Annotated in this window: 25 protein-coding genes, 4 tRNA genes and 3 pseudogenes; 21 read left to right on the top strand and 11 right to left on the bottom strand. The window is 70.5% G+C overall.

Features of this window, described 5'->3' with window-relative positions; genetic code table 11:
- From SM573_RS03880 to SM573_RS03870, 3 genes and pseudogenes are all read left to right on the top strand, one after another.
- Complete coding sequence (locus SM573_RS03880; protein ID WP_474612037.1) at positions 1-1,653, top strand: copper resistance CopC/CopD family protein; 1,653 nt, start codon at positions 1-3, stop codon at positions 1,651-1,653.
- A 14-nt stretch (positions 1,654-1,667) separates the two neighbouring features.
- Entirely contained in the window at positions 1,668-2,405 is a 738-nt protein-coding gene (locus SM573_RS03875) for a YcnI family copper-binding membrane protein (RefSeq protein ID WP_474612038.1), read from the top strand.
- A gap of 696 nt (positions 2,406-3,101) precedes the next feature.
- Positions 3,102-3,635: pseudogene (locus tag SM573_RS03870) on the top strand (hypothetical protein); the annotation flags it as partial.
- Between the two features lie 127 nt (positions 3,636-3,762).
- Here the strand turns inward: SM573_RS03870 and SM573_RS03865 are convergent.
- Positions 3,763-5,082 (bottom strand): glycosyltransferase 87 family protein, encoded by a 1,320-nt coding sequence (locus SM573_RS03865; protein ID WP_474615487.1) that lies wholly within the window; start codon positions 5,080-5,082, stop codon positions 3,763-3,765.
- A gap of 67 nt (positions 5,083-5,149) precedes the next feature.
- Here SM573_RS03865 and orn point away from each other — a divergent pair, with 67 nt between their 5' ends.
- Entirely contained in the window at positions 5,150-5,746 is a 597-nt protein-coding gene (gene orn / locus SM573_RS03860; RefSeq protein WP_474614732.1) for an oligoribonuclease, read from the top strand.
- Between the two features lie 179 nt (positions 5,747-5,925).
- Positions 5,926-6,001, top strand: a tRNA-His gene (locus tag SM573_RS03855).
- A gap of 146 nt (positions 6,002-6,147) precedes the next feature.
- On the opposite strand, the gene SM573_RS03850 is transcribed toward SM573_RS03855, so the two are convergent.
- Together SM573_RS03850 and SM573_RS03845 are read right to left on the bottom strand one after the other, a co-directional pair.
- On the bottom strand, positions 6,148-7,449 hold the full coding sequence (locus SM573_RS03850) for a L,D-transpeptidase (RefSeq protein WP_474614733.1): 1,302 nt from the start codon (positions 7,447-7,449) through the stop codon (positions 6,148-6,150).
- A gap of 278 nt (positions 7,450-7,727) precedes the next feature.
- Positions 7,728-8,987, bottom strand: a complete 1,260-nt coding sequence (locus SM573_RS03845; protein ID WP_474615486.1) for a L,D-transpeptidase — start codon at positions 8,985-8,987, stop codon at positions 7,728-7,730.
- 186 nt (positions 8,988-9,173) lie between these two features.
- Here SM573_RS03845 and SM573_RS03840 point away from each other — a divergent pair.
- The 5 genes from SM573_RS03840 to SM573_RS03820 all read left to right on the top strand — a co-directional run bounded on the left by SM573_RS03840 (position 9,174) and on the right by SM573_RS03820 (position 11,259).
- Positions 9,174-9,249 (top strand) — tRNA-Lys (locus tag SM573_RS03840).
- Positions 9,250-9,341: 92 nt separating this feature from the next.
- A complete protein-coding gene (locus SM573_RS03835; RefSeq protein ID WP_474615485.1) occupies positions 9,342-10,316 on the top strand; it encodes an NADPH:quinone reductase in 975 nt (324 codons plus the stop codon).
- A 67-nt stretch (positions 10,317-10,383) separates the two neighbouring features.
- A tRNA-Lys gene (locus tag SM573_RS03830) sits at positions 10,384-10,459 on the top strand.
- Positions 10,460-10,587: 128 nt separating this feature from the next.
- Positions 10,588-11,055 carry a hypothetical protein gene (locus tag SM573_RS03825; RefSeq protein ID WP_474615484.1) on the top strand — a complete coding sequence of 156 codons (468 nt, stop codon included), beginning with the start codon at positions 10,588-10,590 and terminating at the stop codon, positions 11,053-11,055.
- Positions 11,056-11,058: 3 nt separating this feature from the next.
- Positions 11,059-11,259: a hypothetical protein gene (locus SM573_RS03820; protein ID WP_474615483.1), complete on the top strand. Its 201-nt coding sequence runs from the start codon at positions 11,059-11,061 to the stop codon at positions 11,257-11,259.
- Between the two features lie 15 nt (positions 11,260-11,274).
- Here SM573_RS03820 and SM573_RS03815 read toward each other — a convergent pair whose 3' ends face one another.
- Both SM573_RS03815 and SM573_RS03810 read right to left on the bottom strand, forming a co-directional pair.
- Complete coding sequence (locus SM573_RS03815) at positions 11,275-11,850, bottom strand: flavoprotein (protein ID WP_474615482.1); 576 nt, start codon at positions 11,848-11,850, stop codon at positions 11,275-11,277.
- Positions 11,847-13,193 (bottom strand): hypothetical protein, encoded by a 1,347-nt coding sequence (locus SM573_RS03810; RefSeq protein WP_474615481.1) that lies wholly within the window; start codon positions 13,191-13,193, stop codon positions 11,847-11,849. Before SM573_RS03810 ends, SM573_RS03815 begins: the two co-directional genes overlap by 4 nt.
- A 420-nt stretch (positions 13,194-13,613) precedes the next feature.
- Between SM573_RS03810 and amcA (SM573_RS03805) the strand changes: the two genes are divergently transcribed.
- From amcA (SM573_RS03805) to SM573_RS03780, 6 genes are all read left to right on the top strand, one after another.
- Positions 13,614-13,781, top strand: a complete 168-nt coding sequence (gene amcA / locus SM573_RS03805; protein WP_474615480.1) for a multiple cyclophane-containing RiPP AmcA — start codon at positions 13,614-13,616, stop codon at positions 13,779-13,781.
- The gene (locus tag SM573_RS03800) at positions 13,778-14,125 is read left to right on the top strand and encodes a hypothetical protein (protein WP_474615479.1); all 348 of its coding nucleotides are present in this window, start codon (positions 13,778-13,780) and stop codon (positions 14,123-14,125) included. Before amcA (SM573_RS03805) ends, SM573_RS03800 begins: the two co-directional genes overlap by 4 nt.
- A complete protein-coding gene (gene amcB / locus SM573_RS03795; RefSeq protein WP_474615478.1) occupies positions 14,122-15,258 on the top strand; it encodes a cyclophane-forming radical SAM peptide maturase AmcB in 1,137 nt (378 codons plus the stop codon). Before SM573_RS03800 ends, amcB begins: the two co-directional genes overlap by 4 nt.
- Positions 15,255-15,437, top strand: coding sequence for a multiple cyclophane-containing RiPP AmcA (gene amcA / locus SM573_RS03790; protein WP_474615477.1), 183 nt, complete (start codon positions 15,255-15,257; stop codon positions 15,435-15,437). Before amcB ends, amcA (SM573_RS03790) begins: the two co-directional genes overlap by 4 nt.
- Before the next feature lie 61 nt (positions 15,438-15,498).
- Positions 15,499-16,161 carry a pentapeptide repeat-containing protein gene (locus tag SM573_RS03785; protein ID WP_474615476.1) on the top strand — a complete coding sequence of 221 codons (663 nt, stop codon included), beginning with the start codon at positions 15,499-15,501 and terminating at the stop codon, positions 16,159-16,161.
- Between the two features lie 15 nt (positions 16,162-16,176).
- Positions 16,177-16,746 carry a kinase gene (locus SM573_RS03780; protein ID WP_474615475.1) on the top strand — a complete coding sequence of 190 codons (570 nt, stop codon included), beginning with the start codon at positions 16,177-16,179 and terminating at the stop codon, positions 16,744-16,746.
- Positions 16,747-16,858: 112 nt separating this feature from the next.
- Here SM573_RS03780 and SM573_RS03775 read toward each other — a convergent pair.
- Both SM573_RS03775 and SM573_RS03770 read right to left on the bottom strand, forming a co-directional pair.
- Positions 16,859-17,188 (bottom strand): annotated as a pseudogene (locus SM573_RS03775) (hypothetical protein); the annotation flags it as partial.
- A 25-nt stretch (positions 17,189-17,213) separates the two neighbouring features.
- Positions 17,214-17,607: pseudogene (locus SM573_RS03770) on the bottom strand (helix-turn-helix domain-containing protein); the annotation flags it as partial.
- Positions 17,608-17,850: 243 nt separating this feature from the next.
- Here SM573_RS03770 and SM573_RS03765 point away from each other — a divergent pair.
- From SM573_RS03765 to SM573_RS03750, 4 genes are all read left to right on the top strand, one after another.
- On the top strand, positions 17,851-19,365 hold the full coding sequence (locus SM573_RS03765; RefSeq protein ID WP_474615474.1) for an SNIPE associated domain-containing protein: 1,515 nt from the start codon (positions 17,851-17,853) through the stop codon (positions 19,363-19,365).
- A 59-nt stretch (positions 19,366-19,424) separates the two neighbouring features.
- Positions 19,425-19,793 carry a hypothetical protein gene (locus SM573_RS03760; protein WP_474615473.1) on the top strand — a complete coding sequence of 123 codons (369 nt, stop codon included), beginning with the start codon at positions 19,425-19,427 and terminating at the stop codon, positions 19,791-19,793.
- A gap of 336 nt (positions 19,794-20,129) precedes the next feature.
- Positions 20,130-20,196, top strand: a tRNA-Ser gene (locus SM573_RS03755).
- Positions 20,197-20,404: 208 nt separating this feature from the next.
- Complete coding sequence (locus tag SM573_RS03750) at positions 20,405-21,082, top strand: YdcF family protein (RefSeq protein WP_474615732.1); 678 nt, start codon at positions 20,405-20,407, stop codon at positions 21,080-21,082.
- 5 nt (positions 21,083-21,087) lie between these two features.
- On the opposite strand, the gene SM573_RS03745 is transcribed toward SM573_RS03750, so the two are convergent.
- Entirely contained in the window at positions 21,088-22,314 is a 1,227-nt protein-coding gene (locus tag SM573_RS03745; protein ID WP_474615731.1) for a helix-turn-helix domain-containing protein, read from the bottom strand.
- Between the two features lie 306 nt (positions 22,315-22,620).
- Between SM573_RS03745 and SM573_RS03740 the strand changes: the two genes are divergently transcribed.
- Positions 22,621-22,968, top strand: a complete 348-nt coding sequence (locus tag SM573_RS03740) for a hypothetical protein (protein ID WP_474615472.1) — start codon at positions 22,621-22,623, stop codon at positions 22,966-22,968.
- Between the two features lie 298 nt (positions 22,969-23,266).
- Here SM573_RS03740 and SM573_RS03735 read toward each other — a convergent pair whose 3' ends face one another.
- From SM573_RS03735 to SM573_RS03725, 3 genes are all read right to left on the bottom strand, one after another.
- The gene (locus SM573_RS03735) at positions 23,267-23,563 is read right to left on the bottom strand and encodes a hypothetical protein (protein WP_474615471.1); all 297 of its coding nucleotides are present in this window, start codon (positions 23,561-23,563) and stop codon (positions 23,267-23,269) included.
- 65 nt (positions 23,564-23,628) lie between these two features.
- Positions 23,629-24,624 carry a hypothetical protein gene (locus SM573_RS03730; protein ID WP_474615470.1) on the bottom strand — a complete coding sequence of 332 codons (996 nt, stop codon included), beginning with the start codon at positions 24,622-24,624 and terminating at the stop codon, positions 23,629-23,631.
- A 141-nt stretch (positions 24,625-24,765) separates the two neighbouring features.
- The gene (locus SM573_RS03725) at positions 24,766-26,154 is read right to left on the bottom strand and encodes a carboxylesterase family protein (RefSeq protein WP_474615469.1); all 1,389 of its coding nucleotides are present in this window, start codon (positions 26,152-26,154) and stop codon (positions 24,766-24,768) included.
- Positions 26,155-26,285 lie beyond the last annotated feature (131 nt).

Below are 26,285 nucleotides of genomic sequence, written 5' to 3'. Positions count from 1 at the left end.
ATGACCGCTGCCCCTCGCCGCTGGCTCGCCCGGTTCTGCGCCACCGCCGGCCTGCTGGTGACCGCCGTCGCCCTCCTGATCGCCCCGGCCTCTCCCGCGAGCGCCCACGCGGTGCTCGTCAACTCCAGCCCCGCCGCCTCGGCGGTCGTCCCGAGCGGGCCAGCCGAGGTGGTCCTGAATTTCAGCGAGTCGGTCCGGAAGGTGCCCGACAAGATCCGGGTGATCGCGCCGGACGGCTCCCGGGCCGACCGCGGCGAGCCGTCCTTCCAGGGTGCCGTGGTGACGATCCCGGTCGACCCGGCCGGGGAGCGGGGCACCTACCTGGTCAGCTATCGGGTGATCTCGGCCGACAGCCACCCGGTCTCCGGCGCGTTCACCTACTCGGTGGGTGCCCCGTCGCCGCCGCCCGTGGACAACGGCGACACCAGTCGGGCCGACCCGGTGGTCGGCACCGCGGTCAAGGTCGCCAAATACCTCGGGTACGCCGGCCTCGTGCTGTTGATCGGCCCGGCGCTGGTGCTCGCCGCGCTCTGGCCACGGCGGCTCAGCCGGCGCGGTCCGGCCCGACTGGCGTGGGCGGGCCTCGGCCTGGTCGCCTTCGCCACCGTCGCCGATCTGTGGTTGCAGGTCCCGTACACCGGCGGTGGTGGGCTCCTCGACGTGAGCGGTGAGGGGTTCAGCAGCGTGCTGGGCAGCACCTTCGGCGCCACCCACCTGGTCCGGCTGGGCCTGCTCGCCGCGGCGGCCTTCCTGCTCCGCCCGTTGCTCGCCGGCCCGATCGGCCGGGCGGACGCGATCATCCTCGCGGTGCTCGGTGCGGCCGCCCTCGTGACCTGGCCGCTGGCGGGGCACCCGGCCGCGTCGCCGGCCCCGGCGGTCTCCGTGGTCGTCGACACGGTGCACCTCGGGAGCATGGCGGTCTGGCTCGGCGGCCTGCTGATGCTCGCCGCGTTCCTGCTGCGCCGCGCCGACGAGCGGGAACTGGGCGCGATCCTGCCCATCTGGTCCCGCTGGGCCGCGCTGGCCGTCTCGGCGCTGCTGCTCGCGGGCGTCGTGCAGGGGCTCATCGAGGTGGCCACCCCGGCTGCGCTGGTCAACACCACGTACGGCCGGCTGCTGCTGGCCAAGATCGGGCTGTTCGTGCTGGTGATGGCGGTGGCCGCCTACTCGCGGCAACTGGTGCGCCGGCGCGTCGCCGAGCGGCGGCCGGCGCCCGTCCGGCGGGCGGTCTGGGTGGAGCTGGCGGTCACCGCGGTGGTGCTGGGCGTCACCGCGACCCTCGTGCAGACCCCGCCGGCCCGCACCGCCGCCGAGGTGGCCGAGTCGTCCGCCGGCTACTTCAGCACCACGCTCAGCAGCACCCTGCTCAACGTCCAGGTCGAGCTGGACCCGGCCGAGCGGGGCAACAACTCCATGCACCTGTACGCGTACACCAAGGACAACCGGCCGCAGCCGGTGGTGGAGTGGAAGGCGACCGCGTCACTGCCGTCGGCCGGGATCGAACCCATCGAGATCCCGCTGCTGCCGTTGACCGACAACCATGCGACCGGCGAGATCAACCTGCCCGCCTCCGGTGACTGGCAGCTGAAGGTGACCGCCCGTACGTCCGACATCGACCAGGCCACGGTGACCGCCACCGTGCCGATCCGTTAGAGAGGGTCCAACCCATGATCCGTACCCGGCGTACCGCGACCGCCGCCGCCCTGGCGCTCGGCGTCGTCGCCACCGCGGTGCTCGGCTTCGCCGCACCCGCCTCGGCCCACGTCACGGTGAACCCGAAGGAGGCGACCCAGGGCGGTTACGGCCGGATCGCGTTCCGGGTGCCGAACGAGAGCGACACGGCGTCGACGACGAAGCTGGAGGTCGTGCTGCCGGAGAACGCCCCGGTCGGTTCGGTCTCCACGATGCCCGTGCCGGGGTGGACGGTGGCGGTGGAGAAGCGCAAGGTCGACCCCCCGCTGGAGGTGCACGGCAGTCAGATCACCGAGGCGGTCTCCAAGCTGACCTGGACCGCGACCGGCGACGCGGCGATCAAGCCGGGCCAGTTCCAGGAATTCCCGGTCTCCCTCGGGCCGCTGCCGCAGGTCGACACGATGGTCTTCAAGACGCTGCAGACCTATTCGGACGGCCACGTGTCGCGGTGGATCGAGGAGCCGACCCCGGGTGGGGAGGAGCCGGAGAGCCCGGCGCCGGTGCTCACCCTTGCCCCGGCGTCGTCGGCGTCCCCGTCGGCGGCTCCCGTCGCCGCCACGGCGCCGGAGGCCGACGATGACGACGACGAGGCCGAGGGGAACGGCCTCGCCACCGGGCTCGGCATCGCCGGCCTGGTCGCCGGGCTCGCCGGCCTGGCGCTGGGCGGGCTCGCGTTCTCGCGGACCCGTCGGGAGCCGGCCGCGAAGGCCTGACCCGTACCCCGTCGTGTGGGCCCGCCGGACCTCCGGCGGGCCCACACCCGTTCCTGGCGATCGCGTGCCGTGGATATCCGCTGATCGGCGGGCCGACGTCGGTAAGGTCGACCGGGTGTCTGGCTACGGAGGGGGACGGAACGGATGCGGTTCGTGCGCGCGTTCGCCGGAATGCTGCTGCTGATCATCGGTGTTCCGACACTGCTCGCCGGGGCGACACTGTGGCTCGTCACCCGGCACGCCGATCCGAGTGGGGCGTTCACGGCCCGCTTCGAGGCCGTGCAGACGTCGGGCCACGCGGTGGTCGTGACGGACCTCGACCGGCTCCTGCGGCGGGAGATGCCGTTCACCCGGATCGGAGACACCCGCCTGCGGCTGGAGGCGCGCACGACGGAGGGTCCGGCGTTCCTCGGCCTGGCGCCGACGGAGGAGGTGCGGCGCTGGCTGGAGGGCGTACCGCACGCGACGGTGCGGCGCGTCGCACCGGCCCGCGGGCCGCTGCCGGTCCGGCTCGACCCGGCGGGCGAGGCGCCCGCGGCGCGGACCGCGGGGCCCGGGCCGGAGGACACGGCCGCCGGGCCCACTCCCGTCGGGCATCCGATGTGGGTACGCGAGGGGCTCGGCGCCCTCGAATGGACTCCCGACGACCTGACCAATCCCGCGCTGAGCCTCGTGGTGATGCGCCCGGACGGCCGCGCGGACCTCGCCCTCGACCTGCGCGCGGAGCTGACGGCCGGCTGGGCGGCGCCCGCGACCTGGGGGCTGCTGGCCGCCGGCGTGCTGCTGGTGACGTTCGCCCTGCTGCTCGTGCGGCCGGTGCGCCCCCGTGAGGTGGTCTTCGTCGTCGAGCCGGACCAGGTGCCGGTGCTCGCCGGCCGGCTCGGGGTCAGTTCCCTGAGCGGCCTGGGTGCCCAGCCGAGCGGCGCCGGCGACCGCGCGGCGGTCGCTCAACGCCAGCTCGTGGCGGTGGGACCGGGCGCGCCGGGGCGGTCGGCCATCGGCGCGGTGCCCGCTCGCCGGCCGGCCAGCCTCGCGGACCTCGTCGACGGCGAGGGCCCCGCCGAGGGAGCGATGACGCCGGGGCGCGACGGGGACGTCGTCCGGCCGCCAGAGGTGACGCTCACGCTGGCCTGGCCGCCGGCGCAGCCGGAGGCCACCGCGCACCCGCTGTCGGTGGACGGTCGGGGCCGGCCCGCGGAGCCGACGGAGGGGGACCGGCGGTCGGTCTGACGGCCGGCCGTTGACACCGAGCGGCCCTCCGCGCTGCCGACGCGGAGGGCCGCTCTCCACCGGGGGATCGGTGCCGCTACCCGAGTTGTCCGTGAGGTAGGTGAGGTCAGATTAGCGCTGATGGTGGTTACTCGGGGCCTCTGTCCATTTGGTGCAATTTCTCGCGCTCGGCGGGCGGCCGGGTCACCTCATCCGGCGCGTCGACCCGCCGGATCGGCAACGCGGCTAGCAACAGCAGGCTGAGCAGCACGTACGCGTTGCGGACCAGGAACTCGTCCGGCGTGTCCGTCCGCACCGGCGCGACACCCCAGTCCTGGAACGTGACGACACCGTAGATGATCACGGCGGCGGTGACGACCGCCAGTACGACCAGCCAGCGCCGCCGCCACGGGCCGTCCACGCCGGACGGGCCGGCGCCGGTCGGGGGCGTGCGCAGGGCCGCGTCGGCGAGCACCACCACGGCCGGGATGAACCAGTAGAGATGGTGGGTCCAGGTGATCGGGCTGACCAGCCCACCGACCAGCCCGGTCAGGGTCAGCCCGGCGATGTGGTCACCCGCCCGGGCGGCGCGCGCCGCCCGCCACAACCCGTACGCGGCCACCGCCGCCACCAGCAGCAGCCAGAACACGCGACCCGGCTTCTCCGGCGCGGTGAAGCGGCTCAGCAGGCCGAACAGTGACTGGTTGCCGGTGTAGTCGGTGCGTCCCACCCGGTCGGTGGCCCACAGCTCGTGGGTCCAGAACCGCCACGAGTCGTTCGGCGCGACGGCCGCCGCCAGCAGGGTCGCCGCCGCGGCCGTCGCGCTGGCCACCGCCGCCGCCCACCATCGCCGGCAGGCCAGCAGGTAGACGATGAAGATGCCGGGGAAGAGCTTGAGCGCCGTCGCCAGCCCGATGCCGACCCCGGCCCACCGCCGGGCCTGCGGTACGGCGAAGAGCAGGTCCGCGAGGATCAGCACGACCAGCAGCATGTTGATCTGGCCGAAGGTGATCGTCTCCCGGGTGCTCTCCACCCCCAGCACGAGCAGCACCGCCACCGTCACCGTGAAGACGCGGGGCAGGCCGTGCCGGCCGATCATCGGGCCGAGCAGCCAGCAGGTGGTCACGACGACGCCGAGCACCGTGAGGATCGTGAAGATCGCCACGGTGGCGCCGAGCGGGATCAGCGCGAACGGCCGCAACAGCAGGGCACTGAACGGCGGGTAGGTGAAGTACAGCTCGCCCTGGACCCGGTCCGGCTGGACGTAGTCGTAGAGCGGGTTTCCGTCCGCCCACCACCGCATCGCCCGCATGTAGATCTTCAGGTCGAAGAAGTCGTGGACCCGACCCGGCAGGTAGAGAGCGGGTAGCACGGCGGCCAGCGCCACCACGGTGACGAGGCGACGGACCGTACGGCCACCGGGGTCGTCGTCGGTGACGGCAGGTGGTGCGACGGGTTCGGGTGGCACGGTGGAAACCCTAGCGGGCTGGTCCGCGTGGAGCCCGCAGCCGCGACACGTGGGCTGCGCGTAGTCTGTGCCGGTGGCTGATCTTCTCGTCTGGATCGACTGTGAGATGACCGGGCTGGACCTCGGCAGGGACAAGCTGATCGAGGTCGCCGCGCTGGTCACGGATCCCGAGCTCAACGTCCTGGGGGACGGTGTCGACGTGGTGATCCACGCGGACGACGCCGCCCTGGACGCGATGCCGGAGATCGTCCAGACGATGCACGCGAAGTCCGGCCTGACCGAGGAGGTTCGCCGCTCCACCGTCAGCCTGGCCGAGGCCGAGGACCGGGTGCTGGACTACGTCAGCACGTACGTCAAGGATCCGCGTACGGCGCCGCTGTGCGGCAACTCGATCGCCACCGACCGCGGCTTCATCGCCCGGGACATGCCGCGGCTCGACAACCACCTGCACTACCGCATGATCGACGTCTCCTCGATCAAGGAACTCTGCCGGCGGTGGTACCCGCGCGTGTACTTCGGCCAGCCGGCGAAGGGGCTGGAGCACCGGGCGCTGGCGGACATCCGGGAGAGCATCCGGGAGCTGGAGTACTACCGGCGGACGATCTTCGTGCCGCTGCCCGGCCCGGACGTGGAGAGCGCCAAGGCGATCGCCGCCGGGCTCTGACGCCCGGCGGCCCGCCGCGGCCGGGCGGCCGGGTCTCCGCGACGGGGCTGCACGGCGTGGTCCCGCGGCCCGGCGGCCCGGTCTCCGCGGGCGGGTGCAACCCGCTGGACGCGGTCGCCCGGGAGGGGGCTATTATTGGTCCGCACCCGCCCGGGGCGTTCGACCGGGCCGGCGGCGTGGTGGCTGTAGCTCAGTTGGCAGAGCACCGGGTTGTGGTCCCGGTTGTCGTGGGTTCAATTCCCATCAGTCACCCCAGCACGTGGCGCGTCCACGGCACTCAGGCCCCCTCCCGAGGGGGCCTGAGTCGTTTCGCGGCCGGCCGCCGCGCGCCCGTGGTCCACACACACCGAGGGCCCCCTCCGTGCGGAGGGGGCCCTCGTGTCGCTCTGCGGGAGGCGCGCTCAGTTGGTCGTGCCGGCGCTGGCGCTGGTGTCCGGGTCCGGGCTCTCCGCGGTGTCGGGCTCGGCCGGCGGCTCGTACGGAATGGCGCTGCCCTTCACGTACTCCTCCCAGCTCATGTTCCAGTCGGTCCAGCCGTTGCCGTTCTGGAGCTTGCGCTCGGTGCCCTTCACGGTGATCGGGTCGCCGATCCGGGTGTTGGCGAAGAGCCAGGCGCCGTTGGCCATCGAGACGTTCACGCAGCCGTGCGAGACGTTCACGCTGCCCTGCTGCCCCTCCGACCACGGGGCCGCGTGGATGAACTCGCCGCCCCAGGTGAGCCGCTGGGCGTAGTCGATCTTCGTCCGGTAGCCCTCCTCGGGACCGAGCTCCTCGAACGTGTCGAAGACCGTCTTGCGCAGCTTCTCGATCACGACCATCGTGCCGCTGGACGACGGCGTGCTCTTCTTGCCCAGGCTGACCGGGATGGTCTTCACGACCGCGCCGTTGCGGGTGACGGTCATCCGCTTGGTCCTGTTGTCCACCGTCATGATCAGCGAAGGGCCGATGTTGATGTCCACGGTGAGGTCGGCGCGGCCGTACCAGCCGTCGCCCATCGGCAGGCCGCCGGCCTGCACGCGGTACGACACCTTGCTGTTGGGCTTCCAGAACTGCTTCGGCCGGTAGCGGATCTCGGTGGGGCTCACCCAGTGCCAGATGCCCTCCTGCGCGGGCACCGAGGTCACCGTCATCCGCCGCTGCACGTCGTCGCGGTAGTCCTCCGGGACGGCGCGGCTGAACTTGACGATCAGCGGCATCCCCACGCCCACCGTCTGGCCGTCACCGAGGAAGCTGCTCACCCGGATCTGCTTGCCGGGCTTCGCCATGGTCGTGAACGTGCTCGTCGCGGTGGCGGGACGGCCGTCGTCACCGGTGGCGGTCACGGTCGCCGTGTACGTCTCGCCGTACTTCAGGACGCCGGAGGGGAGCCAGGTCTTGCCGTCGGCGGCGAGCTTGCCCTCCACCGCCTCGCCGCTGGAGTCCTTCAGCTCGATCTTCGTGTCGACCGCGTCGTTCGTCGCGAAGGTGATCCCGGTCGACGCCGGCACGTCCTTGGCGTCGGCCTGCGGCTCGCTGATGGTGGCCGACGCCTTCGGGGGCGGGGCCTCCGAGGAGCCCTGCCACGACGACGGCTTGCCGCCGCCACCATCGGTGCAGCCGGCGGTGAACGCCAACGCGGCGACAACAGCCGCGGCGAGCGCGCGGCGCCGCCCCACGGGCCGGCCGTGGCGGCGCCGGGTCAGCTTGTCCTGGTCAGCTCGCATGTTTCCCTCACAGTTGTGGTCCCCGCACAAGCCATCGTCTCTTTAGACGCACCAGAACTGGTACCCGTTGCCGGGGGTGAAACGAAACACCCGGCGACATGATGTCGGATTGTTGCTAGAATTCGCGGTTTGCGAGAACGCTTCATGCCGAAGAGGCGGCCGCGCCGTCGTCAGGCCGCCGGCTGACCAGCCTACGCCTCCGGCGCCGGCCGTGAGGGTGCGAGCCTACGCCTCCGGCGCCGGCCGCGAGGGTGCGAGCCGGCGCCGGAGGACGCTGGTCAGAGCAGCGGGTCGGCTCCGCCGTCGGGCACCGGCAGGGCACTGCCCTTGACGAACTCCGCCCAGCTCAGACTCCAGGCCGTCCAGCCGTTGCCGGCGGCCAGGCGACGCTCCGTGCCCTTGATGGTGATCGGGTCGCCGATCTTCGTCTTCTCGAAGAGCCACCGGGCGTTGGCGGTGGAGACGTTCACGCACCCGTGCGACACGTTCTGCCGGCCCTGCACGTGCTCCGACCAGGGCGCGGCGTGGATGTACTCGCCGCCCCAGGTGAGCCGCTGGGCGAACTCGATGTCGGTGACGTAGCGGTTCGCCGGGTCCGGATCGTCGCGGGTGTCGAAGACCGTCTTCTCCTTCTTCTCCATCACCACCATGGTGCCGCTGGAGGAGGGGGTGCTCTTCTTGCCGAGGCTCACCGGCATCGTGCGGACCACCTTGCCGTTCTCGTACACCGTCATCCGCTTGGTCGCGTTGTCGACCTTCATCACGAACGAGCTGCCGATCTTGCCGGTGGCCTTCCGGTCGACGTCACCGTAGCGGCCGTTGCTCAGCGGGATGCCGGCCAACGCGATCCGGACGTCGAGCGTGGTGCCCGGCTTCCAGTACTCCGGGGCCCGGTAGTAGGCCTGGCTGCCGTTGGACACCCAGTGCCATGCCCCCGGCTGCGGCGGATCGGTCCGTACGAACATCCGCTTCTGCACCGCGGCCCGGTCCTTCTTGGGGATGCCGGGGTGGAACTCGACGACGACCGGCATGGCCACGCCGTACGTCTTGTCGTCGAAGAGGTAGAGGCCGGAGCCGATGGTCGACTTCGGCTTCTTCATGGTGGTGAACGTGCTGGTGCCCTGCCGGGTCGCCCCGTCCGGGCCGGTGGCGGTGACGGTCGCGGTGTAGCTCGTGCCGTACTTCAGCGGGGTGTTCGGCACCCACGACGAGCCGTCGGTGCGCAGCTTGCCCTGGACGGGCTTGCCGTCGGCGGTAACCAGCGCGACCTCGGATACCTTCGCGCCGTCCGGCAGCTCGGCGCTGATCTCGGTGCTGACCGGCTTGTTCTTCGACCCGTCCGCCGGGGTGACCGGCAGTGGCGGACCGGCCGGCGTGGCCGGCTCCGACGCGTTGCCCGTCGCCGCGTCGACGCTCGTGCTCGGCGACGCGCCGCCGACGAACGACGGCTTCTCGCCGTCGCCGCAGCCGGTCAGTGCCAGCGACGCCACCAGGGTCACGGCGCCCACCAACGCCTTGACCCGCGTGAACCTGCCCATCCCCACCTCTGTTCTCGCGTGCCTGGCGGACATCGTGCCGCATGCCGGCGGGCCGCCACCGCCCGCGCGCGAGCTACCTGGGGCTTTTGGTGCTTTCGCCCGTTAAGCTCGCCCGAAGGGGGGAGCCGGGTATCGGATTGGAACCCCACTCCGGGGCCGTGCTAAGGTTCTCCCCGTTGCCAACGAGCGCCGCTAGCTCAACTGGCAGAGCAGCGGACTCTTAATCCGCGGGTTCGGGGTTCGAGTCCCTGGCGGCGCACCAGCGATCGAGGCTCTGGTCCGATGTTCGGGCCGGGGCCTTTCGCGTTTTACGCAACGGAGCGGCGGCCATCGGGGGCCGGCCAGAATGAGGCCATGCGAGCCGCGTACATCGAGCGTCCCGGGTCCGCCGCCGACATCCGGTTCGGCGAACTGCCCGCACCGCGCCCGGGCCCGACTGACGTCCTCGTCGACGTGATCGCCACCACCGTCAACCCGGTGGACACCTTCGTCCGCTCCGGAGCATTTGCCACGCCGCTGCCGCTGCCCTTCGTGGTCGGCCGCGACCTGGTCGGCCGGGTGGCCGAGGTCGGACCGGGCGCCGCCGGCCTCCAGACCGGCGAGCTGGTCTGGTGCAACAGCCTGGGGTACGAGGGCCGCCAGGGCAGCGCCGCCGAACAGGCCGCGGTGCCCGCCGACCGCCTGTACCGGCTGCCCGCCGGTGTCGACCCGGCCACCGCCGTCCCCGTGCTCCACCCGGCCGCCACGGCGTACCTCGCGCTGTTCGTCCACGGCCGGCTGCGGCCGGGGGAGACCGTGGTGGTGGCCGGTGGCGGCGGCAACGTCGGCACCGCCCTGGTGACGCTCGCCGCGGCGGCCGGCGCGCGCGTCGTCGCGACCGCCTCGGCGGCGGACCTCGACCACTGCCGGTGCAGCGGTGCGAGTGAGGCGCTCGACTACCGCGCCCCCGACCTGGTCGGGCAGCTGAGATCGGCCTGCCCGGACGGCATCGACGTCTACCTGGACACCTCCGGCCGCAACGAACTGGAGTCCGTGGTCGACCTGCTCGCCCTGCGCGGGCGGATCGTGCTGCTCGCGGGGGCCGCCTCGCGGCCGGTGCTGCCGGTCGGCGCGCTCTACCAGAACGACCGTGCCGTCATCGGCTTCGTCATCTCCCACGCCACCGTCCCGGAGCTGGCCGAGGCCGCCCGGACGGTGAACCGGATGCTCGCCGCCGGCAGACTGTCGGCGCGCGGGATCGTGCCGCTGCCGTTGTCGGCGGTGGGGGAGGCGCACCGCATGCTCGAACAGGGTGAGCTGCGCGGTCGGCGGGTGGTGATCCGGCCCTGACGGCAAGGGGGCGGTGGCCGGCGGTGCCGGTCCGGGGTCGTGCTAGCGTGCTCCCCGTTGTCAGCGAGCGCCGCTAGCTCAACTGGCAGAGCAGCGGACTCTTAATCCGCGGGTTCGGGGTTCGAGTCCCTGGCGGCGCACCAACAATCAAGGCCCTGACCTGGCGTTTCACGCCGGATCAGGGCCTTTCTCGTGTCTCCGCCAATGACTGGGTGCTCGCTAGGTGCTCGGAAGCGGTTGGACGGTTCCGGCAAGCCATGGACGCCGTGCCGTGATCGTGGACACAAGCCACCCGAACCCGTGGGGCGAGCGCAGCACGGGTTGGCGTCGACGCTGGACGTGGCACACGCGGTGGTACGAGGTGACGGCCGAAGGGACCGAGGTGCTTCGCGGCGACCTGGTGGCCTCGGGGCGGCCGGTGCCTCTGCAGCTCGATCGCAGTCGACCAAGTCCGGCAGACGCGCTGCTGTTCCTGCCGTTGATCGAGGTGTCGCGGCGGAACCCCGGATGGTGTGAGCTGTTCCAGTGGCTGGCGACCATGGAGACCTCGGCATGGCTGCGCCAGCCCGACCTGGCACAGCTGCGAGCCGACGGGTACGGCATCTGGCTGGAGGACGGCCGATGCCTGCGGTTCCTGGTGCACGTCGACCGGGGCCCGGTAGGCGACGCCATCGCCGAGCGGGAGAAGCGGACGTCGGGACTGAGTGGGCTGCTGACCGGCTATCGGCGTACCGACTGAGTGGTGCCCGTCGGGGCGGTGTTGATCATCGCTCAGGACGCCGAGCGGGGAGAGCAACTGCTGGCCGACCTGGTTCGCGATCCGCTACGACCGCAGATTGCGGTGACCACCAGGGAGATGCTGTGTCGCCACTGGCCCAATGATCAGGTGTGGAGGCTGCCCGAGGACGGCAAGGCCCGGCGGCTCGCCGACCTCGGGGCCTGATTCGTCTCGTTGGACTCAGCTGCGATCAGTACTGCCGGCCGGCACCTCGCCGGTCAGCCGGGTCGCCGCTTCGAACGCCGTCGCCCACGGGAATGCCTTCTGGCGGCTGTTGCCGCCGCCGGGCGGGTGCGGCTCCCATCCGTCGTCGGTCCCGAGAAGGACCCGGACGCGCTCCCCACGGAGGTTCGCCACGGCACGTTGGAAGGGTGCGCGGGCGGCCAGGGCGGCGTTGACGAATGGGACGACCACGGTCGGCACCTGCCGGCCGATCAACTCGGCGACCGTGGTCATCGCGTAGTTGTCGGCGATGCCGAGGGCGATCTTGTTGAGGGAGTTGTAGGTGGCGGGGGCGATGATGAGCGCGTCTCCGGCGGGGAGCGAGCGGCGGCTGCCGGGGGACGACCGGTAGGTGGATCGGACCGGGTGCCCGGTCAGCCGCTCTATCGCATCCGCGTCGAGGAAGTCGAGGGCGCTGGGGGTGGCCGCGACGGCCGTTGTCCAGGATTGTTGCGTTGCGGTGGTGATCAGTCGTGTCACGTCTGTGGCGGGCCCGGCAGCGCAGACGACGATTTGTAGGTGGCGGCGAGTCATACGTGGATCCCGGCTTGCTGGGCGAAGTCGATGACGGTGGTGCGGACGTGCCCGTGGGTGAGGACTGCCAGGTCGCTGGCGATGCGCTGCACCGCTGGCCTGCACCGGATCTCCTGTGGGGCCACCTCATACGCGCTGCGTAGCGCGTTCAGGCCGTGCTCGTAGCGACCCCATTGCGTGTAGGCGCGTGCCACGTCGACGAACAGGGAGGCCTTGCGTTCGGCGAGGTCGATCTTGTCCAGCGGCACCTTGCGGGCGAGAGCAATCGCGGTGCCGGCGTCGCCGAGGGTCAGCGCGATGTTGACGCGGTGCAGCAGGACGTTTGTGGCACCGAACCCGGTCCACCGGTCGTTGCCGTCGTAGCCGAGTCGTCCGGCGGCGTGGGAGGCCTCGTCGAGCATGGCTTGTGCGCTGTCTCGGTTGTCGTCACGGGCTGCGGCGATAGCACCGCGCAGCAGCAGCGCGCCGTAGACGGCGATCGCGTCGGTCGAGGCGAGCCGGGTGCCGCGTCGAAGGGTCTCGGCCGCGCCTTCCGCGAGCTGCCGTGCCTGATTGCTGTGGCCGTTGCTCATGAGGGCGTGGGTCATGATCCGGGCACTGGCGGCCATCGCCACCGGGTCCTGACTGATCGAGGCGGCGCGGGTGCTGCGTTCGGCGGCAACCAGAGCCATGCCCTTGTCACCGACCTTGAGCAGCACGCTGCCGACGACGTGGTACAGGTCGCTGGCCAGGGCGTCGACCTGCGCTCGCTGCTCGCCCTCGGCCTCCGCGCGAGTCGGTTCCAGGGCGGGCAACAGGGCCACGAGCCCGGCGAGAACCTGCTCGTACCGGCAGGCCTGGTAGTCCGTCTTGGCTGCGGCGACGTCTCGAGCGAACTGCCGGAGCGGTAGGGCAACTGACTCGGTGTTTCGAGAGGGTGGTGCGACCAGTGCGTTGAGCAGGGGTGCGGCGCTCGGCAGGGCCATGCCGCTGATCGTCACGCCTGCCAGGAGGTCTCTGCGCCGCACGTCGCCGTCCGAGTCGAAGTCGTGAATGCCGCCTTCGCCAGTATGGAGGTGCGTGGCGGTGGCGGGCATCGTCGCGTGATCCGCAAGTGCACCGCTGGTACCTGCTTTCACCAGCGTTTCGAAGCGCTCGCGGACGTCCGGGGTGGCCCGCGCCAACACCGTGTCGAGGGCCGCCTGCATGTCGGCCCGCAGGCGGACTTTGTCGCCCTGGCTGCTCCACTTGGCCACCGTCCGTCGGGCCGCGCCCAGGTGTTCAGCGAAGCCGGTGACGCTCATCCGCAACGCCCGGCGTAGCGCGTTTGCTTCCCGGCCGGTCCAGGTCGTCACTGCGGCCATCGCACGTCCTTCCCGTGGCGACAGTTGTCAGCCGGACGATCGTAACGGCACTCGGCGTGCTTGCAGGTGCACCGTGAGTGCACCGCCAGGACATCCCCATCGCCGTGCCTGTCGAGCGAACCTGATCGTGCCGGTGCGCCGCTTTGGTGAGTAGACGGCCGGCACCCTATCGCAGCCTCACGCCAGGGAGTTCGATATGAACGACGGGACCACTGGACGGCAAGGGTATGCCCCGGCACGTCGGCCGGCCCCATCGTGTAACGCACCTCTACACGTGCGGCTGAGGCCTCGCCTGCGTACTGCCATGGGGGCTGCGTGGGTGAGTGATCGGCGGGCTGCTCCCAGCCGCCGCGGTGCGGCGGTGGGCTCGCCTTTCCCCCGGCGAGCCCACCGCTCACCGGCTCGAATGGGAGCGCCGAAATGACGGTGTACGTCTCGATCAATGCGAGGGCCGACCAGTCCTGGCGACCTGAACCTCTTGCGCACGTTCTCCCGCGGCAGCAGGCGCGGTCTGTTGATCCGCCGTTGCTCACCCACGTCTGGCGTCGGCTATTCGAGCAGCAGGCCCGAGAAGGCGATCGCCGATGACCCGGGAGCAGCCTCACGTTCCGGCCCTTCGGGTCGCGCCCGCACCGGTGGAGCATCTGCCGTTGCGCCCGCTGTGGCTGTGCCGCCGGTGCGGGCAGCCGTGGCCCTGCGGGGCGGCGAAACTCGCTCTCCTCGCCGAGTACCAGGGCAGTCTGGTGAGCCTGTTCCTTTACCTGGCCAGCTGCCTGCACGACGCGATCGACGATCTGCACCGGCTCAATCCCAATGAGACGGGCAGCGCGGCCGACATGTTCGACCGGTTTCTCAGCTGGCCCACCCGGTACACCCGCGCCTACCGGGTCAACACGATCGGGGCCACCCAAGGCGAGGAGACGTCACTGTGAACGGCATCGGCGTCATCAAGGCGAACGGTCAACCGGCGATCGCGAGCACCTTCCACACCCTGGTCGTGCAGCCGACCAGCTTCTGCAACCTCTCCTGCACCTACTGCTACCTGCCCGACCGCAAATCCCGCCGCCTGATGAGCGATACGGTGGCGAAGGGGTGCGCCGAGTCGATCGCGCAGCAGAACAGCAGTCATCCGGTGAGCGTTGTATGGCACGGGGGCGAACCCACCGCCACACCCATCGGCCTGTTTCGGGATCTGCTGGCCCCGTTCGAGGAGCTGCGGCGTACGGGGATGGTGCGTCATGAGATCCAGACGAACGCCACGCTGATCAACCGACAGTGGTGCGAGCTGTTCAGTACTTATGGGTTCGAGGTCGGGGTCAGCATTGACGGGCCGGGCGTGTTGAACCGTAACCGCCTCGACTTGGCCGGCAACCGGACGGACACCCGAACCCTGCACGGTATGCAGGCCTTGGCCGACGCCGGTTTGAAGTATTCGGTGATCTGCGTCGTCACACCGGAAACCATCGACCACGCGGACGCCCTCGTCGACTTCTTCACCGGCCTGCCCGGCTGCGAGTCGGTGGGCTTCAACATCGAAGAGCAGGAGGGCGCCGACCGGGCGGCGGTGCCAGAGGACGCTGCTTACCGGTTCTGGCAGCACCTCATCAAGCGCCGGGTCGGCGGCAGCCCGCTGCGGATTCGCGACGTGGACCGCCTGGCCGACTACCTCGCCGCCACCCGCGCTGGACACGTCGACCATGCCCCGTACGAACCGATCCCCACCGTCTCCTGGGATGGGCAGGTGGTGCTGCTGTCACCGGAGCTGCTCGGCATCACCGAGCCGCGATACGGCGACTTCATCGCCGGCAATGTCCTCGACGAGCCGATCACCGCCATGCTTGCCCGCGCCGGCGACCTGCGCTACGTCGCCGAATTCGTTACCGCGCTCAACGACTGCGCCGATCACTGCGCTTTCTACGAGTTCTGCCGGGGCGCCCAGGCCGGCAACCGCTACTTCGAGCACGGGACGTTCGCCGCCCGGGACACCACCTACTGCCGGAACACCCGTCAAGCCCTCGTCCGCGCCGCCGCGGATCACCTCACTCCTCAAGGAGGAGCACCATGACCAACGCCCTGGCGACCCTCGTCAACGCTGCACCCGAACAGCTCGCCCGCCTGGGCGTCAACCCGGAGCGGTCGGTAGCGTCAATCGACGCGGCGAAGTTCGACAACCGCCCCACCTGGGACAACCGAGGAAAGTTCGACAGCCGACCCGGCTGGGACAACTGGAACAAGAAGAAGTAGCCCCCGCCACGGAACGCGCGGGGTGGCGTGCCCACCCCGCGCCCACACAGGTTGAGGACACATGCGCACCACCACGATCGGCGACGTGAAGGTCCTGCTGCCGGACCTCGACCCGGACGACCTCGACAACACGACGGACCTGGCCGACGGCCTCACCGAGGCCCTCGTCGAGGGCGCAGCGTGGCACGGTGCGCAACTTGAGGACGCCAGCATCCGCAGCAGCCTGATCACTGGCGTGGACCTCAGCGAGAGCATCTGGGAAGCCGGCAGCCTCTACGGCTGCGAGATCACCCGCACCGACTTTTCCGGCGCGACCCTGACCGGCATCACCATCGAACGCTGCGCCATCACCGGCTCACGGTTCACCGGCACCAGACTCACCGACGTACGCCTCCAGGACGTCCTGTTCGACGGCTGCCGCTTCGACTACGCCACCCTCCAGCGCGTCGCCGCCGCCGGCTCGGTCGCGTTCACCCACTGCATTCTCACGAACGGCGCGTGGTCTTCCTGCCGGCTACCTCGCCTGGTGCTGCGGTCATGTGACCTCGCTGGCCTGGAACTGGATTCCTGCCACCTCGTCGGCACAGACCTGCGGGGCAGCCGCCTCCACGGGCTCAAGACGTCCCTCGACAACCTGCGCGGCGTGACCGTCGGCCGGGACCAACTTCCTGACCTCACCGAGCTGACCATCGACGTCCTCGACCTCACGGTCCGCAACGAGTGAACCCGAGGGTGCATCGTGCTCGCTGAACCCACTGGCAGCCCGGACACGATCCTCGTCTGCATTCGGGGCAACTCCGGCTCGGGCAAGAGCAGCATTGCCCGGGAGCTGCGGCGCCGGCACGGCCGGGGCTGCGCCCTGGTCGAGCAGGACTACCTGCGCCGCATCGTGCTGCGCGAGCGGGACCTGCCCGGCGGCATCGCGCCGGCGCTGATCGCGCAGACCGTCCGGTTCACCCTCGACCACGGCTATCACGTGGTGCTGGACGGCATCATGCACAGCAGCCGCTACCGGAGCATGCTGACGGCCCTGCGTGACGGTCACCGAGGGCGGTCGCTGTTCTGCTACCTCGACGTGTCCCTGGCCGAGACGCTGCGCCGGCACCTCACCCGCCCGCAGGCCAGTGAGTTCACCGCCGAGCACATGAGCGGCTGGTACGCCGCTCACGACGTCCTGGGCTGGCCCGACGAACTCGTCCTACCCGAGACCACCACCCTGTACGAGGCCGTCGAGGCCATCGCGGCTGCCGCCGGGCTACCCCAGACCGGACGCGACGACGACCTGCTTCCGAGCGTTCCGTCCCCGTAGAGGAGCCCGGCCGGGCTGCCAGCGCCCCGTTCCGGTGCACCGTTCGCCAACGTCGGTCCCGAGTGGCTAGACGGCCGTCAAGCATGGCGACCGCGACAGCATCGAGCTCGCCCTACCGCGCCCGCATGAGCCAGCTCTCAATGACAATGAAGTCGCGCTCGGTCAGCCCGCGACGTGGATCGACCCGATGCAGCAGGGCCAGACCGTGGTGATGAGTCCGCACCCACTCCTGATCGGCGTGGGAGATCTCGTCGTCGACCCAGACGAAGGGGCGTCCCTGCGCCCACTCGACCAGCCCACGGGTCTTCCAGTGCAGGACGCCAACCTCGTCAGAGTCGGGCCAGTCCACCACTGGCAGGGTCGGCAGCCCGAGCAGCGGCGCGAGCACGTCGTTCGCGTCACTCATCCAGGTCGACACCCACACAAGATCACACGGCAGCGCGGTAGTAGTCGCGCAGGATCTTTCAGTTTTTCATGCGGCTCAGGGCCGTGTTCGACCTGCACGCGGCGGGTGCGGTGCTGTTTGTTCAGGTATTGCTTCCAGTCGGGTACCTGGGTGCCGTCGGTGGGCTTGCGGTACGCGATGATCACCTCGGGGTTGCCCGCGGTAGCCGCCGTCGGCCATGACCGGCCTACCGATGACCCGGTGTGCGGCCGAGTGCGACACCCCGAACAGCGGGCCGATCTGCCGCATGGTCAGGTTCGTGCGCCAGTAGGTGGCTATCAGCAGCACCTGGCCGGCGAGGCCCAGGGCCCACTGCCGGCCCGCCGGCTGTCGGCGATCGCGTCGCCGCCACCTTCGGCGACCAGACGGACCAGCTTGCGGAACTGGGCCGGCTGCAGACCGGTGAACGGAAAGATCTACTCCCGGCGCGCTGCGGTGATCATCACCCCGCCATCCTCGATGATCGTCCCTGCCGGTCAGGCACGGCCAGCCGACTGCGTCTCAAAAGCAACCCTCATTTCTGTCGGTAACCAGACTGAAGTCCCCGCTCGGTCATCCATGGCCGTCTGGATGGCTGACCTGCCGACCTGAGTTCTCGATGTCCCGTCGGGAGCCACGGCGCTAGTTTCGTCGGACCGTGGTGACGCTCGGGGGAAACAATGGGATACCGCTTCAACGCACCGCCGAACTGGCCAACGCCGCCTGCTGGATGGGTGCCGCCTGCCGGCTGGACACCAGATCCCGCCTGGGGTCCTCCTCCGCCGGGGTGGCAGTTATGGATCCCGGATTCGCCGGCTCCGGCCCCGCCGGGGCCCGCCCCGCAGACTGCTGCTGCTCCCGTAGTCGTCTCACAGCAGCGCAACGGAAGTTCAGACATTCCTCTGTTCGGTGCCCGGGGCAAGGCGTGTGAACTGGCGGCGGAAAATGCACAGCTACGCGGCGAGCTGGATCAGGTACGGGTAGAGCTGACGGGTCTGCGGGCGGAGATGTCACGGCTTGGCGTGCTGTCCGCGATAGAGCTGGAGCAGCACAGGGCACGACTCAGTCGTGAGGTCGCCGACCTGGCAGCCAAGGGCGAAGCCCAGAAGGCCGAGCTCGATCGACACCTTCGCGGACTTCGGCAGCAGATCGTGGTCACCGAGGAGACCGTGCTGCTGCAGGAAGCCGGTGTTTATCAGTATCGGCATCCCCTGTCGGACGCGGTCGCCTACCAGAGCCAGCTCAGCCAGCTGCAAGACCAGATCAAGGCTATGACCAGGAAGGATGGGGGAGCGGTCAAGGCTGCCACCGGATGGACGGTCAACGGCTCGGCCGCCGAAGGCCGAGCAATGGTCCGGGACTTCTCCAAGCTCATGCTTCGCGCCTACAACGCCGAGGCAGACAACCTGGTACGGGGGTTGAAGCCGTACAAGCTTGACTCGGCCGTCGACCGACTGGGGAAGGTGGCGGCGACCATCGCCAAGCTCGGCAAGACGATGCACATTCGGATCGCCGAGGAGTACCACCGGTTGCGGGTCAAGGAGTTGGAACTCACCGCCGACTACCAGGAGACGCTGGCTGAGGAGAAGGAGCGGGAACGGGAGGAGAAGGCCCGGCTTCGCGAAGAGCGACGTGCCCAGCAGGAGATCGAACGCGAACGCGCCCGGCTCGATAAGGAACGCCAGCACTACGCCAACGCCCTGGCAGCCTTGGAGGCCAAGGGCGATGCCGATGGTGCCGCCCAGATGCAGGACCGTTTGGCCCAGATCGACACCGCGATCCAGGACGTCGACCGGCGGGCCGCCAACGTCCGAGCCGGCTACGTGTACGTGATCTCCAACCTTGGTGCGTTCGGCGAGAAGATGGTCAAGGTCGGCATGACCCGTCGCTTGGACCCGCTGGACCGGGTACGGGAACTCAGTGACGCCTCGGTGCCCTTCAACTTCGACGTCCACGCCCTGTTCTTCTCCGAAGACGCCGCCGGCATCGAGGCGAAGATGCACGCACGGCTGGCCGACCGGCGGGTCAACCTGGTCAACCATCGTCGCGAGTTCTTCTACGCCACGCCGGAGGAGGCCAAGGAACACCTGCTGGCGTTGACCGGCAACCTGCTGCAGTACGAGGAGGTCCCGGAGGCCCTGGAGTACCGGCAGAGCCTCACCCAGGCGCAGGAGCAACGAGTCGCGACCACATGACCTTGCCGAGGCCTTGGATGGCGGGTGCCCGCTAAGCCGGTCGGTCCAACGGATCACTCGTGCACGCGGCCGTTCTGGTGACTGTCATGAGCATCTGTCGCTGGAGGGCCAGCCGCTCCGCCCTCTACGACCTGCTGTCCGGGACCGTGCACGCCCGCACGTGGGGGCTGTCGGACAGCATGAGCATGCACGGAGACGAGGCGGCCTGGACCGCGAATGTCATCGACGTGAGCGCCTCGGCGCTGACGGGGTTGTTGGCTGCGCAGCGCGCCGGAGCGATGTTCGCCACCTACCGGGGCTTCCCGGACGACCCCGGCGTCGCGCAGATGCGGGACCAGCACACGAACTTCGATCAGGAGATGGTCCGCTACGGTCGTGCTGCCGGCCTTCTGACCGGTGTGGGTCCGGTGACTGGGTTCCTCGACTGACTTGCGCCTGGGGTCGGTCTCGCCGCGACATCCGACATTCCAAATGGTGTGCACACCCCGGCCACCGACTCCGTCGTTGATCATGGTGACGGGCTGGCGAGCGATGTCCTCTTACTCGCTTCGGGTTGGTGGCACCGACGATGGGCGTGTACAAGTAACGGCTGATTGAAATGCTCATGGCTGACACTCCCGGAAACCGGATGGTCGCACATCCGGGTGCCCGGCGGGTGCTCGGTCGCCGTGGACAGGGTCGGCGTCGTATGGACTTATGGTACGTGCGTCCGGTGGGATCAGCCGAGACTTGCCGAAGCGTGGACTGGTGGGAAGCGTGGGCACGCGGGGTATCGATCGACGCGGACTCTTAATCCGCGGGTTCGGGGTTCGAGTCCCTGGCGGCGCACCAACAAGGCTCCGGCACGGTGGTCCTCCCCTCCACCCGTCCGGAGCCTTTTGCGTTCGCCTGTCGGCCGGGTGCTCGGCGCCGAGGCCGCCGGTTCATATCCGAACGCCTACGCTGACGAGATGATGGTGTGGAGCAGAAGCCGGATCGGTCCCCGTTGCGGGGGGCGTGGAGGGGATCCGGCTGCGGCTCTGTTGTCGGCCGGGCGCTGATGGGCGGGCGTGCGACAGGTCCGGTCTCTTCTTCGATTCCCGATGAGATCCGGGCGGACGTGGAGACGCTGTGGCGTTACCACGACATGCAGCACGAGTTGCATCCGTGCGACGTGGGGATCGGACTGGGCAGTCATGATCTGGGCGTCGCGGTGATCGCGACGCGCTTGTTCCACGAAGGCCTGTTCCCGTGTGTCGTGTTCACCGGTGCCAACGCACCGACGACGGTGGAGCGGTTTCCGCGCGGTGAGGCGGTGCACTACCGGGAGTACGCGGTTGCGCACGGCGTACCCGCGGAGTCGATCCTCGTGGAGCCGCGCGCGACGAACACGGCCGAGAACCTTGAGTATTCGCGTCACCTGTTGGCCGAGCGGCAGATCGGGGTGCGGTCGGTGCTCATCATGTCGCGCCCATATCAGCAGCGGCGGGCCTATGCCACCTGCAAGCGGATCTGGCCGGAGGTCGACGCCGTATGCGCGTCCAATCCCCTGGGGCTCGACGACTACGTGTGCAGCATCGGCGACCACCGACGCGTGGTGGACATGCTGGTCGGCGACACGCAGCGGATCGAGGTGTACGCGGAGCGCGGCTTCGCGATTCCGCAGGAGATGCCGGATGAGGTGCACGCGGCGTTCCGCCGCCTGGTGGCCGCGGGTTATACGAGCCGGCTGATCTGAATCGGCTACCACCGAGGAACCGCGGGATGCACACCCATGCGCTCGCTGAGTTCGACGGCCAGACGGGGTGGTCGGGGTCGGGCGAGGATCTCCCGGATGAGATCACGAGACAGTTGGTGGTAGCGCACCTGGTCGGGGCCGATGGCCTCGGCGTCCAGGAGTGCGGCGAGGGCATCGTCGATCCGGTTCCATCGGGCGAGGGCTCGCGCCGTCTCGATGGTGTGACGGACCTGACGCTCGACTGGCAGCGGGGTGGTATCGAGAGGGCCACCGATGGCGATGGCACGCTGGACGTCGCCGAGCTCCATGGCCACGGTCGTCTTGTGGATCGCCACGTTGGTCGGCCCGAATGCGGTCCATACGTGGTTTCCGTCGGCGCCGAGCCGGGTCGCTGTCGCGTCAGCCTCGCCGATATGGATGTCGGCGGAGGCGCGGTCATCGCTGCGGGCCGCGGCGAGCGCGCAGACCAGGTGGAGGCTGCCGTAAACCGACAGCAGTTGCGGGGTGGGTCTCGCCAGTCGGGGTTCGAGGAACTGCGCTGCCGTGGCGGCGAGGCCCATCGCCTGGGCGTATTCGCCGATCGAGACGAGTGAGTGAGCGGCGGAACGGCTGAGTGAGCCGATGACGACGTGGTCCCCACTTGCGTTCGCCGCGGTCAGGCCTCGGCTGGCAGCGGTCCAGGCCAGATCCCCTTCACCGAGCTTGGTCAGGAACAGCGCGGCCAGCTGGTGCGCATAGGCGGTCATCGCATGCGCCCGTCGACCGTCGTCCCCGTCGTAGGCCTCGGTTGCCGTGAGGCAGGCGTGGATGAGGTGCGGGAGCCGGCGGGCCAGGGTGCCGTAACGAGAGTCCTGGTAGGCGGTCCAAATTTCCGCCACGTCGTTCTCGATCTCGTGCAACGCGGCAGCACCGACCCCGGTCGGGCCGGCCAGCGCGGGCGCAAGGTGCCGGTAGTCGTGCAGCGCCGCTCGCAACGCGGGGATCGTTTCCCGCCCTGAGTCGTCGGACCACGTGAACAGGCGCGGTGTGCCGATCAGGTCACCGAGGGAGACGTCGAGGGCGCCGGCGATCGCACGGATGACCGAGAGGCGGTCCAGCTCGGCGCGGTTCGTCTCGACCTTGCGCAGCCACTCGTGGGTCTTTCCCACCAGGCCGGCCAACACTTCCTGAGAGAGTCCGCGTCGGCGCCTGTAGAAGGCGACCCGCTGCCCGATCGTCATGTCGTCCGTGATGCCTCGCACAACATCACCTTGCCTGTGGATAGCTAGGGAACCCGGTACAGATTTTCCCGGTCTCTCATGCAGGTCGCGCCTACGTTCAGTTCACCTCGCATCACCGGCCCGTGTCGATGCCGGTGCCCGATCACCTGAGAGGGAGCACCAGGTGGAGTGTCCAACGGTCGGCGCAACGTACTGCGATCTCGATCGCCCGTCCGGCGCGCCGTGCAGAATCCCGTCGCGCTCCTCGTCCCACCGTCGCCGCTGCTTACTCACGATTGGCGTCGGCCCTCTGGATCGCAGTCCCGAGAGCTGCCGCCGATGACCGGTCGGCAGTCTGAACCCCCGGCCCCTCGCGGGACCGCCGTCCCGGTGGAGCATCTGCCGCTGCGTCCGCTGTGGCTCTGCCGCCGGTGCGGGCAGCCGTGGCCCTGCGGGGCGGCGAAACTGGCGCTCGTGGCCGAATACCAGGGCAGCCCAGTGGGCCTGTTCCTCTACCTGGCCCGCTGCCTGCATGACGCGATCGACGACCTGCACCTGCTCAACCCGGCCGAGACGGGCAGCGCCGCTGACATGTTCGACCGGTTCCTCGGCTGGCCCGCCCGGCACACCCGCTCCTACCGGGTCACCGCGTTCGGGGTGGCGGAGGGCGAAGAGACGTCACCGTGACCAGCGGGGCGGGCGGCCGGCATCCCGCGTGTCGTGCGGCTCAGGGTCTTCATCCCCGATAATCGGCATCTATGGGTAGCCCCATTTATCTCTTCTGTTGGTGTCGTCGGCATCTTCCACCGCCCAGCCCTCGCCAGGAGCCAGGCAATCAGCTGTACGCGCGGCGGCGGGAGTGCCCCCGGTGCCGGCGCCTGTGGGAGGTGCAGCCGCACCGGCCCCGCCGCTGGCAGCGAGTGCCGGACAGTTGGGGCGGTGCTTCCGGCTCGTGAGCGCGGGGGAGCCGCCGGCAAGGGTCCGCTCAGGTCGCCGTCGTGCCCAGGGGTTCCACGTCGAGGGTTCGCCTGTCCCAGCCGGGAGGGGCGGGCACCAGGCGAAGGGTCACCGCCGTGCCGTACGTCTCGGTGGCGACCGCCAACCTGCCGAGCGCGGTCAGTGCCTCGGCGAAGTCGCCGGTGAGCAGCCACCAGGATCGGCTGGAACTGTCGTATTCGGCGCCGGAGCCGCGTACCAGCTTGAGCTGTTGATCCCACCGCTCGTCGTCGGCGGGTGCCAGATGGATGCGCGCCTGGAGAAGAAACCGTCCGTCATCGGCCACCTACCCAAAGTATCGACGGTGGTCTACCGGTTCAATCCGCCGTCCGGATGGCGGGCAACGACCCGTCAGCGTCCGCAGGCCGGGCAGTGTCCATGTGGTTCTACGCCTAGCGCATCGGCGGCGACTCCCGCACGACGGCGGAGGGTTATCGCGCCCGCGACGCCCAGCGCACCGGCGGCGAGGATGGCGACGGCCATCCCGCCGACGAGTGGGAGGGGCGGCTGGCTGGCGCCGACCAGATGCGCCACGGACCAACTCAGTGGGTGCAGGGCGAGCAGGCCGGCGGGGGCGAGCAGAACGAGGGCGGCCCACAGCCCCCGGGCGTCCCCGCGTAGGGCGAGCACGGCCGCCGTGACCAGGGCTGTCAGCAGCAGGAGCGCACCGGCCTCCGGAAGGAAGAAGTCGCCGTCATTCCACCGGTAGGGCCAGTTCCCGTCCCCCGTGAGGACCGTGACCGCGGCGAGGGCGCCCACCAGCGCGCCTGCCAGCGGTGCCGGCCGGAGCCAGCTCGGAGCGTGGCCGGGGGTCGCGAGCGCGAGCAGGCCCAGCGTCGCCTGGGGCAGCAGGACGAACAGCGACGGGCGTGGCAGATCGGCCACGGCGGTGACGGGTACCACGCCGATCGTGAGCAGGAGTGCCAGGCCGATGGCCGCGCGAGTGAGCCGTGCCGAGCCTCCGGCGTGGACGGCGGCCGCCACCAACCAGGCGACCCACACGAGGATGCCGGTGGTGGCGAAGGGCCCGAAGGTCGGCGCTCCCCACTTGGCCGCCGGTGCCACATGCTCTACCGCCGTCCAGCAGCCCGCCAAGGCGACCGCCGTGAGAAGAGCGAGGCTGCCGGCGAGGCGCGTGCCGGGGACGAGGTCGGCGGCGCCGACGGACCGCAGGCGCTCCTGGCCTGCGCCGGTCAGAATGTCCGCGACGTCGAGGGCGGAGGGCCGGCGGCGGCCGGGGTGGGCGAGGTCGAGGTACGTCCCGAGGATCTCCTCGCCGCGCTCTCGGCGGTACGCGGCCGGGTAGGCCCTTAGCAGTCGGCGGTAGCGCCGCTCCAGGTCTCTCAATCCGACCCCCTGGCCTCGTGCCGCCTCGTGGCCCACCCGTGGATCACGGTCAGGATCCGGGGGGCGCCGTCTCGTGCCGCTCCGTCCATCGTCGCAATATATCGGTGACGAGGGCATCAACCGGGCGAACCACCGAAGTCGCTAGGCGAAGCGTCGCCGTGTGGCGTCGCCGCGGTACTCGGCCCAGCCCTGCCGGACGAGCGCGTCCGCGCCCTCGGCGGCGAACGACAGCCAGGCCGCCCGCAACGGCCCGCCGCGCTCGCAGACCTCGGCCCAGCTCCGCCCGGCGAGCATCGGCGCGTCGGCCCACGCGGTCTCGTCGCCGAAGAGCAGCGGGAGATCGCTGCAGTGGCAGGCGCGGTACGGCGACGTCGACGCCTCGTCGAGCTCGTACGCGAAGACCCGCGCCCCCGAGTCGGCCAGCATCCGGCCGAACCGGAGCGTGGGCCCGGCGAACACCCGGCGGGTCGCCAACCCGATGAGGCCGGCCTCGACGGCGCGCCCGACGAGGGGCACCCGCCGGGAGAGCGGGCCACCGGCCAGGAAGTAGGCGATCTCCCGTCGGGTGGTGCCGAGCACCACCTCGAGGTCCTCCGCGCCGGCACGGCAGGCGGCCTGCCAGTCGCGCACGTCGGGCAGCGGGTCCACTCCGGCGACCGGTCCGTACGCCGGGGCGAGCCCGAACCGGGTGTGGCGGGCGAGATCGCGTTCGGCCAGTTGCTGAGCGGTGATCATCTCGGCCGGCGACGCCTCCCGGGGGTCGCGGGCGAGCCGGGCGAGGAAGCGCGCACCGACGCGTTCCGCGAGCGCCGCACGCCCCAGACCCAGACCGAGTGGCGGGCTCTGGAGCACCGCGCGGCGGAACAGCGGCCGGGCCGCCGCCACCCCCAGCAGGCAGGCGACCGAGTGGGCACCCGACGACTGCCCGACGAGGGTCACGTTGTCGGGGTCGCCGCCCAGGTCCGCCGCGTTGTCGCGGACCCAGCGCAGCGCCTCGATCTGGTCGAGCAGACCGAGGTTGCCGGGGGAGATGCCCGGCGCCCGCAGATAGCCCAGCGCGCCCAGCCGGTGGTTCACGCTCACCACGACCACGTCGCCCTCCCGGGCGAGCCGGTCGGTCCGGTAGCGGTCCCAGGACCCGGCGCCGGTCCGGTACGACCCGCCGTGCAGCCAGACCAGCACGGGCCGGCGCGCGCCGTCGGTGCCCGGCGCCACGATCGTCAGGTTGAGGCAGTCCTCCGACTGGTCGCCCACCGGCGCCCAGCCGGCCGGACCGCCCGATCGGCCCGGCGGCTGCGGGCTGACCCCGCCGTGCTGCCGGGCCTCCCGCACCCCGGCCCACGGCCGCTCGGGCACGGGTGGGCCGAAGCGCTCCGCGCTCGCGTACCGGACACCACGCAGGATGGTGAGCCCGCCCTCCCGTGCGCCGCGCAGGACCCCGCCGCGCACGGTGACCAGCACGTCCTCCGTGGCCGGTGTCGCCCCGCCGTGGTGGTGGCCGACGGTGGCCGGCTCCGACCTCACTGTCACCTGCCCCTCCCGCCGACGCCGCCAGGCGTCCGGCGGCGACGACCCACCCGCCAACAGGCGCAACCGTAGCCCCGGGCCGGTGGGCCCGACGATGGCGTACGTCTCCGGGAGACGTACACCATCAGGCCGTG

It is taken from the genome of Micromonospora xinjiangensis (genome assembly GCF_056150165.1).
The sequence above is the reverse complement of the archived record's forward strand: the minus strand, read 5'-3'. Positions and strand labels throughout refer to the sequence as shown.

Bases quoted from the DNA above. Each gene is read 5' to 3' on its own strand.
- SM573_RS03880 (WP_474612037.1), top strand. From the start codon at position 1: ATGACCGCTGCCCCTCGCCGCTGGCTCGCCCGGTTCTGCGCCACCGCC.
- SM573_RS03875 (WP_474612038.1), top strand. From the start codon at position 1,668: ATGATCCGTACCCGGCGTACCGCGACCGCCGCCGCCCTGGCGCTCGGC.
- SM573_RS03850 (WP_474614733.1), bottom strand. From the start codon at position 7,449: ATGCGAGCTGACCAGGACAAGCTGACCCGGCGCCGCCACGGCCGGCCC.
- SM573_RS03845 (WP_474615486.1), bottom strand. From the start codon at position 8,987: ATGGGCAGGTTCACGCGGGTCAAGGCGTTGGTGGGCGCCGTGACCCTG.
- SM573_RS03835 (WP_474615485.1), top strand. From the start codon at position 9,342: ATGCGAGCCGCGTACATCGAGCGTCCCGGGTCCGCCGCCGACATCCGG.
- SM573_RS03815 (WP_474615482.1), bottom strand. From the start codon at position 11,850: ATGACTCGCCGCCACCTACAAATCGTCGTCTGCGCTGCCGGGCCCGCC.
- SM573_RS03810 (WP_474615481.1), bottom strand. From the start codon at position 13,193: ATGGCCGCAGTGACGACCTGGACCGGCCGGGAAGCAAACGCGCTACGC.
- amcA (WP_474615480.1), top strand. From the start codon at position 13,614: ATGACGGTGTACGTCTCGATCAATGCGAGGGCCGACCAGTCCTGGCGA.
- SM573_RS03800 (WP_474615479.1), top strand. From the start codon at position 13,778: ATGACCCGGGAGCAGCCTCACGTTCCGGCCCTTCGGGTCGCGCCCGCA.
- amcA (WP_474615477.1), top strand. From the start codon at position 15,255: ATGACCAACGCCCTGGCGACCCTCGTCAACGCTGCACCCGAACAGCTC.
- SM573_RS03785 (WP_474615476.1), top strand. From the start codon at position 15,499: ATGCGCACCACCACGATCGGCGACGTGAAGGTCCTGCTGCCGGACCTC.
- SM573_RS03765 (WP_474615474.1), top strand. From the start codon at position 17,851: ATGGGATACCGCTTCAACGCACCGCCGAACTGGCCAACGCCGCCTGCT.
- SM573_RS03750 (WP_474615732.1), top strand. From the start codon at position 20,405: ATGGGCGGGCGTGCGACAGGTCCGGTCTCTTCTTCGATTCCCGATGAG.
- SM573_RS03740 (WP_474615472.1), top strand. From the start codon at position 22,621: ATGACCGGTCGGCAGTCTGAACCCCCGGCCCCTCGCGGGACCGCCGTC.